Source organism: Corynebacterium sp. HMSC074C04 (assembly GCF_001838295.1).
Taxonomy (GTDB): domain Bacteria; phylum Actinomycetota; class Actinomycetes; order Mycobacteriales; family Mycobacteriaceae; genus Corynebacterium; species Corynebacterium amycolatum.
Map to the genome: position 1 here is coordinate 311,515 of NZ_KV836272.1, position 10,906 is coordinate 322,420.

10 protein-coding genes and 1 pseudogene are annotated in these 10,906 nt (G+C 57.6%); 2 read left to right on the top strand and 9 right to left on the bottom strand.

Features of this window, described 5'->3' with window-relative positions; all coding sequences use genetic code 11:
* Positions 1-44: 44 nt before the first annotated feature.
* The 3 genes from HMPREF3011_RS11095 to HMPREF3011_RS05750 form a co-directional block, all read right to left on the bottom strand.
* Positions 45-362, bottom strand: coding sequence for a hypothetical protein (locus HMPREF3011_RS11095; RefSeq protein ID WP_141737497.1), 318 nt, complete (start codon positions 360-362; stop codon positions 45-47).
* Positions 363-464: 102 nt separating this feature from the next.
* The gene (gene feoB / locus HMPREF3011_RS05745) at positions 465-2,450 is read right to left on the bottom strand and encodes a ferrous iron transport protein B (protein ID WP_038628772.1); all 1,986 of its coding nucleotides are present in this window, start codon (positions 2,448-2,450) and stop codon (positions 465-467) included.
* Between the two features lie 44 nt (positions 2,451-2,494).
* Positions 2,495-2,752 carry a FeoA family protein gene (locus HMPREF3011_RS05750; protein WP_052155604.1) on the bottom strand — a complete coding sequence of 86 codons (258 nt, stop codon included), beginning with the start codon at positions 2,750-2,752 and terminating at the stop codon, positions 2,495-2,497.
* Positions 2,753-3,032: 280 nt separating this feature from the next.
* Between HMPREF3011_RS05750 and HMPREF3011_RS05755 the strand changes: the two genes are divergently transcribed.
* Positions 3,033-3,812 carry a hypothetical protein gene (locus HMPREF3011_RS05755; protein ID WP_038628770.1) on the top strand — a complete coding sequence of 260 codons (780 nt, stop codon included), beginning with the start codon at positions 3,033-3,035 and terminating at the stop codon, positions 3,810-3,812.
* Between the two features lie 60 nt (positions 3,813-3,872).
* Here HMPREF3011_RS05755 and dapF read toward each other — a convergent pair whose 3' ends face one another.
* The 3 genes from dapF to HMPREF3011_RS05770 are packed head-to-tail and all read right to left on the bottom strand — an operon-like array spanning position 3,873 to position 6,502.
* On the bottom strand, positions 3,873-4,796 hold the full coding sequence (gene dapF / locus HMPREF3011_RS05760; protein ID WP_038628768.1) for a diaminopimelate epimerase: 924 nt from the start codon (positions 4,794-4,796) through the stop codon (positions 3,873-3,875).
* A gap of 31 nt (positions 4,797-4,827) precedes the next feature.
* Entirely contained in the window at positions 4,828-5,754 is a 927-nt protein-coding gene (miaA, locus tag HMPREF3011_RS05765; RefSeq protein WP_081914046.1) for a tRNA (adenosine(37)-N6)-dimethylallyltransferase MiaA, read from the bottom strand.
* Between the two features lie 43 nt (positions 5,755-5,797).
* On the bottom strand, positions 5,798-6,502 hold the full coding sequence (locus HMPREF3011_RS05770; protein WP_038628766.1) for a class III extradiol ring-cleavage dioxygenase family protein: 705 nt from the start codon (positions 6,500-6,502) through the stop codon (positions 5,798-5,800).
* Between the two features lie 290 nt (positions 6,503-6,792).
* On the opposite strand from HMPREF3011_RS05770, the gene HMPREF3011_RS05775 reads away from it, so the two are divergent.
* On the top strand, positions 6,793-8,028 hold the full coding sequence (locus tag HMPREF3011_RS05775) for a DUF349 domain-containing protein (RefSeq protein ID WP_246818273.1): 1,236 nt from the start codon (positions 6,793-6,795) through the stop codon (positions 8,026-8,028).
* Positions 8,029-8,197: 169 nt separating this feature from the next.
* Here the strand turns inward: HMPREF3011_RS05775 and HMPREF3011_RS05780 are convergent, their stop codons facing one another.
* The 3 genes and pseudogenes from HMPREF3011_RS05780 to HMPREF3011_RS05790 form a co-directional block, all read right to left on the bottom strand.
* On the bottom strand, positions 8,198-8,947 hold the full coding sequence (locus HMPREF3011_RS05780; RefSeq protein WP_224786671.1) for an Rv2732c family membrane protein: 750 nt from the start codon (positions 8,945-8,947) through the stop codon (positions 8,198-8,200).
* Positions 8,940-10,487, bottom strand: a complete 1,548-nt coding sequence (gene miaB / locus HMPREF3011_RS05785) for a tRNA (N6-isopentenyl adenosine(37)-C2)-methylthiotransferase MiaB (RefSeq protein ID WP_049181215.1) — start codon at positions 10,485-10,487, stop codon at positions 8,940-8,942. The genes HMPREF3011_RS05780 and miaB overlap by 8 nt, the downstream gene beginning before the upstream one ends.
* Positions 10,488-10,593: 106 nt before the next feature.
* Positions 10,594-10,906 (bottom strand): annotated as a pseudogene (locus HMPREF3011_RS05790) (regulatory protein RecX); the annotation flags it as partial.

Genomic DNA, 10,906 nt, shown 5'->3' on the forward strand with positions numbered 1-10,906 from the left:
TTCTCCGCATTGTGCGCGGAGAATACCGAGCCGAAGCTCAAGACTTAGGCTGCAGAAGGTGGCCTGCGAGTCAGAACCAGTGCGACCGGACCACTATTAGAACTACCGCCAGCACACGTACCACTGTCGGACATTCCGCAGTTGGAGCAGCCTCCGCCTGGGCACATGCCGCCGAGGGATTCCCTTCGCAGTTGTCCGGTGTATTCCATTCGGTCAAGGATGAGGTCTACCGTTGTTCGCTGCAGGCCGGTGATTTCGCAGATTTTGCGTCGGGAGCTAATACCCTGCGCAATTGCATCTTGGACAGCTTCTGAAGGCCGACGAGTGACCGTCGTATTCTTCTTGGCTCTAAAGAGTCCCACGGCGATAGCTCCTTTCCGTATCGGGATTCTTGTTGGACCTGATTTCTAGTTCGCAAGTGTGACTTAGTAGCTTGGCCGAAGCTACTAGGAATCTACGAGGCTTTACAGGAACAGTTTCAACCCTTGAAAAACAATCACGGCCAGTGCCCATGCTACGACCAGCTGCGCTAGCAAACCGAAGCCCGTCCACTTCCAGCCGATCTCGCGACGTTGTGCCGCGAGCGTAGCCACGCATGGTGTGTAAGCCAGCAGGAAGATCATGTATGCCCAGACTGCTGCCAATCCGTGTCCATCGGATGCATTGTCAAAATCACGTCGAATATTGTCCGCGAGTGGACTGGAGGCCTGTTCGGTCGAATCCGAGTCGGTGACGTCCTCTACTGCATAGGTCTGTGCCCAGGTAGAAATGACGGCTTCCTTGGCCACAAAGCCCGTCACCAACGGACCTGTCAGGGACCATGTGCCGAAACCTGCCGGGTTAAACACAGGAGCAATAGTTGCGCTGACTGCACCGTATGCGGAGTCCTGCGGTGCCAGATCTTCATCGGCAAAGGAGTGCCCGGAGACAACCGGGATAGACATCAGTAGCCAAACGACGATGACAGTGCTGACGATGATTCCACTAGCGGTCTGCAGGAAGCCCTTCAGGCGCATCCACATCACAGATAGTGCCAGTCGTGCGGTCGGTAACTGATAGGTTGGCAGATCAATGACCAGCGGTTCCGACGGCATGGTGCGCCACAAGGTATTACGCAGTGCAAGGCCGGTCAGAACGATCAACAGAATCGAGATCACGTACATAGCGAAGACAACTGTGCCCGCGTGTTCCGGGAAGAACACCGCACCCAACATGACATAAACGGTTAGGCGCGCCGAGCAGGAGGTAAACGGAACCAGTAGTGCCGTCAATATGCGGTGGCGCGGATTACTCAGCACACGTGTCGCCGAAATCGCTGGCACGTTACAACCAAAGCCGACGATGAGCGGAATAAATGCCTTCCCCGGAAGACCAATTGCTCGCATGACACGATCGGCCACCACGGCTGCACGCGCCATATACCCTGAATCCTCGAGCACCGCAAGGCACAGGAACATGAGTGCCATCAGAGGAACGAAGGTCAGCACCATGCCGACACCGCCGATGATGCCGTTCACAAGCAGCCCCGTGACAATCGGATGGTCCCATCCCATTGCTTCCAATCCACGGGTAACCAGATCTGCGAAATTACCGGTAATAAGGGTTTCCAAACCGTCCTGCAACGGTGCTGCAACCGTCGTCGTGATCTGGAAGACTGTCCACATAACTGCCAGGAACACAATCGGTCCGAGCACCGGATGGAGAACCACGTTATCAATACGGTCGGAGAAAGTCTGGCGATCTTCTACCCCGCCCGTAGATGCCGCAACCGCCGCATCAATCGCGGCAAAGCGTGCGTCGTCCAGGCGTTCAATCGATTCACCATCGGCCTGGCGAATCGGTGACGACACCGAACTGCATCCGTCCAGAGCCGCTGCTACCGCGTCGGCCAATCGTGCCATTCCCGCTTTACGACGGGGATCCAGCGCCACCACTGGCATCCCCATAGCTGACTGCAATGCGTTCGGATTCACATCGATGCCCTTGGCCTTGGCCACATCGAGTTTGGTCAGCGCCAGAACGATGCGCTGAGGCTGCTCCGCCAATTCCGCGGCCATGTAGAGGCCACGCCCCAGTGCCGTGGCATCGACAACAACGACGACGAGATCCGGGCGTTCTTCTTCCGGTTTCTCGATGAGCATCTCGCGAGTGAGCTCTTCGTCCGGGCTCATGGCATCCAACGAGTAGGCGCCCGGGAAGTCGATGACATCGTACTCAGCGGCATCGGTCTTCCACGCGCCACGGCTGACCTCCACGGTCGTACCAGGCCAATTGCCCATCTGCGCTTTCGCGCCAGTCAAACTATTGAACAGTGTTGACTTACCGGAGTTCGGTGCGCCTACGACTGCGACAACAGGTGCACCATCCTTTGCTGGTGCTCCGCCGCTGCATGCATGGCAGCTGGGCGTGGATGCGAATTTTCGCGTTGAGGAATCCGTAGGTGTTGTCATTGTTAACTTTCAGGAGGGAGGTGAGAAAAAGAGTTGTAGGGGACCTAACCCACGACGGACATCTTGTGCAGCGTACTGGCGTCGATGGCGTAGCGCGTTGCGCCTGCATGGACGATTCGCCCACCGCCGCTGGTGCTCCGTCCCACCGTGACACTCATTCCAGGACGAAGCCCCAATTGCGAAAGCCTGCGACACAGGCGCTCATCCACATGCGACACCCCCAGAGTGACGGTTTCCCCCACCGGGACGTCGGCAAGCGACTGAATGTCATCCGACTGTTTTCGCGACCGTAATCCGAGCATGAGAAACCTCGCCTATATAGATAAGAATTAAGCTAAGCAAATGATGTTTACAGGGACGAGCCTACTCTTAGGTATGCCTAAATGGAATAAACCGGGCGCACCTAAGGAAAGTTATTTATGCCACACTTAACATTTGCTTATTTAGCGTGGCAGAATTGTTAGTCCCATCCGAATAGTTGCCGCGGTGTGAAGGAATGGTTTTAGGTACCCCAGAGCACAATGTGCTCACGTGCGATTCGTTAGTTCGCAGATGAAGATATGGGAAGTATCATCGAAAAGTATGACTACTGACTTGCGAAGCATTGGCATGGACTACCCCAGCTGGCGAGACGCGATGGAAGCCGCGATTGCCAGTGAAAATCTGTCGGTCATCGGCGAGGTCCGCGGTGGCCAGCTGGTCCGTTTCGAAGATTCCTCTGGTGCGCGTTTGCACATCCTTGGTGTTGAACCATATTCTACCTACGCCGGCTTCGCGGGCAGCCCGACCGTCACCGCCCATGTATCCAGCGTGGACGACGTCTTGGCACTCGTGGAAATCGTCGAGGATGATCCCTCCTCTGATGACTTTGACAAGGTCATCGAGGTAGCCAGCTGCCTGCTGTCACAGGGGCCAATGATTGTTGATGCCGGAACTCAGACTTTTGAGCATGTCGCGCTGTCAGCTCTGGCAACCGATTTCACCCTCGACGCATCCGCTGAGGAGTACGAAAAGCGCACTGGGGCGACCCCGACATCATTGGACTTCGAAGGTGCTAAGGCGATTGTCGGAGATCAGGTCGGCAAGGCATCGCCTAGCGCAACCGTGAAACTGGCTGGTGTTATCAATAACTCCCGCAAGCATGTCAATGAGCTAACCGGAAAGAAGTTCTGGGTGCTCAACCTTGCTCTGCCGACTCCCATGGACGTACTTGTCCCCGGCGGCGACGAAGCTCCCCAGCCGGGCATGGTCGTCTCCGGCACCTTCTTGCTGACGGGTGAAATTATCCCGCCGCAGGGCTGTGGCGGCGGTTGTGGCGATGGTGGCTGCGGCTGTGGCGATAGTGGCTGCGGCGGACACTAGTCCGCTAACTCCCCACTGCTTCCGCTACCCTGCTAGTTCTCCTGCTGCACTAGCTACCAGTCACAGGGCTTCCAGTTCAATATCGCCGAGAGTGTGAATCACGCTCGGTCCAGTTAACGTTGCTGAGAAGGCCCCATCAGTATTGCTGGCCTTGCGTACATCCACAGTCACCGCTCCACCGGGCACCTTGACTGTCACAGCTCCCTCGGTCCGGCCGGCATCGGCCAGCGCGGCAATAGCTGCCGCAACCGTGCCGGTGCCACACGAGCGGGTTTCACCAACTCCGCGTTCAATTACTCGCATGGACACCGAATCAGAGGCATCCAGCGGGGTGACAATTTCCACGTTGAGGCCGTTCGGGAACATGGCTTCGTCGGCACGCACTGGCTTCGCAGCACTACCCGCCGCTTCCAATTCTAGCTCCGCCAGAGCGGCGGCATTCAGACCAGGAATGACACAGGCCAAATGCGGATTTCCCACGTCGACACCAATCCCGGCGAATTTCTGCGCGTTGTTGCCCGAACCGATGAACGCAGTAGCGAGGCCGAGGACCTCCGGCTGCCCCATGTCCACCCCGACAACCGCATGCCGACCGCTGAGCTCATCAATCGAGACAGCGCGCAGTCCTGCTCGAGTGCCCACCCGCAATGTTCCGTCGACAACACTGTCCGGGCTGTGAATCGCGGCAATATAGTGTGCAAAGACACGCACGCCATTACCGCACATCTCAGCAATAGAACCGTCACTATTGCGGTAGTCCATAAACCAATCGTCGGCTTCAACCCCCTCCGGCAATGCCGTCAAAACACCGGCATCCACGAGTTTCCCCGCACGGGCAACCCGCAGGACGCCGTCAGCGCCAAGACCACGTTGTCGATCGCACACTGCTGCGACCAATGATTCGGTCAATTCGATCGACACCAAATCATCTGGAAAAATCAAAAAATCGTTTTGCGTACCGTGACCTTTGGCAAATGAAACCATGCCCTCGATGCTAGCGGGACAGCCGAACCGGCTAAAGCCCAAGCGCAGAAAAAGCCTGTCCCGGCACGTCGCCGGCAGCGTCTAGCCACGTGATTCGATGATCACGGTTGAACCAAGAGCGCTGACGCCGCACATACCTGCGCGTCCCAGTAATCGTGCGTTCACAAGCCGTATCCAGGTCGTAAACCCCATCGAAGTAGTCCAGCACCTGTGCATAGCCGATCGCGCGACTAGCGGTCACACCTTCGCGCAACCCTTGCGCCATCAAACTCTCAGTTTCCTCCACCAGACCAGCGGCAAACATGCCCCGCGTGCGCTGTTCAATCCGCGGATTTAGCCATTCCGCCTGCGTGCGCAATCCCAATATGCGGGTGTTCCACCGCGGCGGATTATCAATTGACGGTTTCGACGCTGCAAACGGCTTGCCTGTCAGCTCGATAACCTCTAAAGCTCGGACGGTGCGTCGCGGGTCGTTGGTCTCAATAATCGCCGCCGCATCCGGATCAATCTCTGCCAGCCGATCATGTAACGCCGCCGGACCGATCTCGTCCTGCACTGCCTCCCATTTCGCACGTACCTCAGGGTCCGTAGGCGGGAACTGCCAGTCGTCCACCAACGCCTGCACATACATCATCGACCCGCCGACAAGGATCGGGACTTTCCCCCGCGCGCGAATGGCCTCAACATCCGCGACCGCCTCACACTGATACGTCGCCACACTCGCCGGCTGCGTCACGTTCAGAACATCGAGTTGGTGGTGCGGAATCCCCCGCCGCTGATCTACCGACAGCTTTGCTGTTCCGATATCCATTCCTCGATACAGCTGCATCGAATCAACATTGACGACCTCACCGCCAAGCTGCTCCGCAAGTACCAGCCCCAAATCCGACTTTCCCGATGCCGTTGGCCCCACCACAGCAATCGGCACCGGCAAGCTCTCACTCTCGAAAGCCGTCACGACCCAGTTCACACTCCTGCACAAAAACTAAAAACGCGAGCTCTTACTCCGCAACACACTGCCAGCTGGCCACGTGGTAACCGATGCCATAAGGCGCTCCGTCATAGTAAGAACGCTTTACGACGGTCATTCCAGACCCCATCCAGCTTTCAGCAGCTTTACTCAGCTGCTGCCATAACTCGGCTGCGTACGCGCCGGGAGCTGGAAACACAATATTTTCCACGTTAACGGTGGAGCAGTCCTGCCCAGCAATCAGACTGCACAGCGCATCAACCTCCGCTGCACCCTCAATTACGCCGACCGGGGAATCGTCTGCAAGGCCGAATGCGCCGTCGACAAGCACAAGCAGACGCGTGTGACCGGCAGCGAGTGCCTCGTCGATAGACTCGAAGCACGTTGCCTGAATGACGCGGCCAGTGTGTCCTTCAGAATTCCGTCGCGCGTAGTCTTCGATAAGCCAGCGCCCCAGCAGCTCAGGTAATTCGGTTCCGCCGGACACCGTGACATCAACCCCATACGGGGAGAAACTGCCGGGTGTGCTGTTCTGATGCGGGGACTTCGCCTGCATTCTGCCAGTGATAATGGCGACCGCGCCGGGCTCCCCGGGTTCGTCATCTGTCCACAGCGTCGCAACAGTTTCACGGGTTTGACGGCGCAATTTCGTGGCGATAGCTGCAAAACCACCCAGCTCCTCGACGATGAGGAGCGCACGCGGAACGATAACAAGCCGAGGCAAACGCGAATTCACGTCCTCAACGCTACCGTGAGGGGCTAGTCGATGCCTTATTCCGGCGGTGTTACGCGCGCTGTGCCAAAATTTTTGGGATACTCGAGCACATACCGTAAGTGTTTGATGGCAGCCGTGTCGCGCGGCAGTTCTGCATGAAGATTGGAAGAGGTTTACCCACTATGACCGGTACCAGCAATTCCCCTAAGCCAGGTCCACGCCCGGGTCCACGTCCCGGACCTCGACCAGGCGCAATGCCGGCTCATCGTAAGGCCCCTGGAACCACTCAAGCGCTTGCGGGGTCGGCCGCTGTGACACATGCCGTCCACAATGATCCAAAGAAGTTTGGCCTCATTGACGAAGACGGCACTGTTTGGTTGGTCACCAACGCCGGAAAGCGCAATATTGGTTCCTGGCAGGCCGGCACCGTAGAAGAGGGTTATGCCCACTACGGCAAGCGCTACGAGGATCTGGCCACCGAGGTCGAGTTACTGGAATCTCGTGTAGTCTCCCACCCGCAGGAGGCAAAGACCATTTCCCACAACGCAGTTGAACTGCGTGAGAGCCTTTCCACCGCCGCAGTCCTCGGCGATATCGATGCGCTGGATAAGCGCCTTGCAGAGGTCATTGCCACCTCCCACGTCGCAGAGGAAAAAGTCGCTCACGACAAGGCAGAGCGCCGTAAGAACGCCATCGCACGTAAGGAAGAGCTCGCCGCAGAGGCCGAGGAGCTCGCAGAGAACTCCACCGAGTGGAAAGTCGCCGGCGACCGTATCCGCGAGATTCTCACGGAGTGGAAGCAGATTCGCGGCATCGACCGCAAAACTGATGATCAACTCTGGCGCCGTTACTCCCGCGCGCGTGATTCTTTCAACCGCCGCCGCGGTGCCCATTTTGCGGAACTGGACCGCAACCGTGCGGCTGCTCGCCGCGTTAAGGAGGACATCATTGAGCGAGCTGAGGCCCTGAAGACCTCCACTGATTGGGGTGGCACCGCTGCTGCCTTCCGCGACCTGATGGCTGAGTGGAAGGCCGCTGGTCGAGCGCCACGCGAGGTCGATGACAAGCTGTGGGCGCATTTCAAGGCCGCTCAGGATGAGTTCTTTGGTGCTCGCAACGCGGTCAACGAAGCTCGAGACAAGGAGTTCGAGGAAAACGCTGCGGCCAAGGACGCACTGCTGGCTGAATATGAAGACCGCATTGATCCGTCCAAGGGCCTCGATCACGCTCGCAACGAACTGCGTCAGTTGCAAGAGAAATGGGAGGCCATCGGCTTTGTGCCGCGTGGTCGTGTGCGTGAGTATGAAAACCGCATTGGTGCACTGGAAAAGCGCGTCTCCGATGCGGCTGATTCGCAGTGGCGCCGCACCGACCCCGAAGCACAGGCTCGCGTCCAGCAGTTCGCCGACCGCGCAGCGGAGTTTGAGCAGAAGGCCGCCGAACTCGAGGCGAAGGGCAAGGCTTCTCAGGCCGCCAAGGCTCGGGAGCAGGCCGAACAGTGGCGACAGTGGGCAGAGCAGGCCGCGGCGACTCTCAAGGAGCTCTAACAGAAGCTTGGCTCAGCTATGCTCTGGCAACGCGTGGATGATTAAAAGAAAGGGGCTCTCTTCCGTGAACTAGCCCCCGAAAGTTGGACTGAGAAATCAGTTACCGACTAGTGGGGAGCAGTGCAGTGGAAGAGAGCCCCTTTCTTACTGCGCTAGTTAAAGAATCTCACTACTCGTCGCTGATCTGCTCGTCCTGTTCGCCAGCCCGTTGAGAGACATTGTCCGCGCTACTGCCCTGCTGGCCACGATTGCGTCGGCGTGCGCGTTCACGGCGGTCGTCGACGACCTCTACATCAGTAGTTGTATTCGGTGTCAGGCCCGCACGCAGGTAAACCTGCTGCGCTCGCAGTACCGGATCGGTGTCAGCGTGCTTGCGACGTTTCGTCGCGATTGCGAGCTGCTCCTTACTGCGTCGGAAAGCGATGAAAGTCACGGAAATGGCCAGTAGAAAACTGCAGAAAATGCCGAGCATCAGGCCAAAGGAAATACCCTCGCCGGCCAGTTCCTGTGGACGAGACTGGCGCATCCAGCCAGCGAAGACTGAGTAGACCATCTGAATGCAGGCAAAAAACCAGGTGACAAACGCGAGAATCGTCGTCCGCGTAATCAGCGTGGCAATAGCCAGCAGTACGCCTACCACCACAAGAATGGAGTAAATTCGTTCCGGGCGCGTCGTGAAGTACTGATGTGCAACATCCGTATCCAGCAGCACATCAAAGCCCAAAACGACGCCCGAATGTGGAAGGAAGAAGCTCGTAATAAGGCCGATGACGGCAACCATCATCGGAATCACCGCACGGCCGAGATCCAGCTCGCCGGCGGCCTTGCGCTCCTGAACCCGCAATGCCTGCGCGGATTCCACGGACTGCTCGCTAGTGGATTCCATATCACTTTCCGGCGAAGCCTTGTCACTACTCACAACCGCATCCCTCACTTACCTTCGTTTTCTCCGGGCGCCCAATCTTTGGCAAGCCCAGACCAACTCCAATCGGAGCGGTCGTCGGAATCTGACCGACCTCCACATTATCCCCCGCTTTAGTGCGACGGTGCGTCAGCACGCCGGAGTCGGCAATCAGGAAGTGGGGTGCAGAGTCGGTCACGCACACTGTCACGTAGTCACCTGGGCGAATCTTTCGGTCAACGACACCAGGTTCGCTTTCCGACGGGCTGAAGTGCACCAGGCGACCATCCCGACTCCGACCTGACATGCGATGAGTCTCCGCATTCTTACGGCCATCGGACTGGCTGACCAGCAGCTCGACTTCCCGGCCGACTAGCTTGGCGTTTTCTTCCTCGGAAATACGCTCCTGAAGCGCTAGCAGCCGACCATAGCGTTCCTTCACTACCTCTGGTGGAACCTGCTCAGTCATGGTCGCCGCCGGAGTTCCCGGGCGGGGCGAGTATTGGAAGGTGAAAGCCGAGCTAAAGCGAGCCTTTTCCACCACGTCGAGAGTTTGCTGGAAGTCCTCTTCAGTCTCGCCAGGGAAACCGACAATGATGTCAGTGGTAATAGCCGCATCCGGCATTTTTTCCCTAACCTTCTCCAGAATTCCCAGGAATTTCTTGGTGCGGTAGGAACGGCGCATGTCTTTCAGCACTCGGTCGGAACCGGACTGTAGCGGCATGTGCAACTGATGAACCACGTTCGGTGTCTCCGCCATGGCGTCGATGACATCATCGGTGAACTCAGCTGGGTGCGGAGATGTAAAGCGCACCCGCTCCAGCCCCTCAATCTGGCCGCAGGCGCGCAGCAACTTGGAAAAAGCCGAGCGGTCGCGTTCCATGTCAGGGTCGGCGAAGTTAACACCATAGGCGTTGACATTCTGGCCGAGGAGGGTGACGTCAGTAACGCCCTGCTCCACGAGTGCCTGGACCTCAGCGAGAATCTCGCCTGGCCGACGATCGCGTTCCTTACCCCGCAAACTGGGGACGATGCAGAAGGTGCACGTGTTGTTGCAGCCTACGGAGATACTCACCCAACCTGCGTAAGTGGATTCACGCTTGGCCGGCAGCACCGAGGGAAATTCTTCCAGCGCGTCCTTAATCTCGACTTCAGCCCGGTCATTATGAGCGGCGCGTTCCAACAATGCTGGCAACGAACCCAAGTTATGCGTACCGAAGACGACGTCCACCCATGGGGCTTTCTTTACAACGACGTCCTTATCCTTCTGGGCCAAGCAGCCACCGACGGCAATCTGCATGCCTGGGTGAGCATCCTTGACCGGTTTGAGCTGTCCCAATGTGCCATAGAGTCGGTTGTCCGCATTCTCTCGAACGGCACAGGTGTTGAAAACGACCAGATCGGGATTCTCGCCTTCTGCAGCCGCTACATAACCGTTTTCTTCCAGCAAGCCAGACAGTCGTTCCGAGTCATGGACGTTCATCTGACAACCGAACGTACGCACCTCATATGTGCGAGGCGAAGACTGCTGCTGAGGGTTCAAAGAAGGGGTAGTCACGGCAGTTTAGGTTAGCTGTTTATGGCCCATTTCCCCAATCAGCGATTCCTTTAAACCTGACCGGTCCGCAGCCGGCGTGCTAATCCAGCGTGAAATGGTACCGGCGCTAATCTGTGTCCTCTTCGAGTTTCCGGTATCGCTCTTCTAACTGATCCCGAGCAATGCTCATGGACAATTCAGAGGGGAAACCGCGCCGCGCCAGCACACCGACAACTTTGCGTAAATCCTTTTGCTTGGAGTTGAAGTCAGGCGCTACTGATTTAATAGTGGCCGCCTTCTTCGCCGCTAGCTTCCGTGCGACTTCTTCTTCCGCGTTGTGCGTGATCTGCTCCAACGCATCAGCACGAAGCGAAGCATCAATACCCTTTTCCTGCAGCTCCCGGTTCAAAACCATCTTCGACTTGCCGCGACTGGCAAAG

Coding starts and splice junctions, on each gene's coding strand:
- feoB (WP_038628772.1), bottom strand. CDS start 2,450: ATGACAACACCTACGGATTCCTCAACGCGAAAATTCGCATCCACGCCC.
- HMPREF3011_RS05750 (WP_052155604.1), bottom strand. CDS start 2,752: ATGCTCGGATTACGGTCGCGAAAACAGTCGGATGACATTCAGTCGCTT.
- dapF (WP_038628768.1), bottom strand. CDS start 4,796: ATGGTTTCATTTGCCAAAGGTCACGGTACGCAAAACGATTTTTTGATT.
- HMPREF3011_RS05755 (WP_038628770.1), top strand. CDS start 3,033: ATGACTACTGACTTGCGAAGCATTGGCATGGACTACCCCAGCTGGCGA.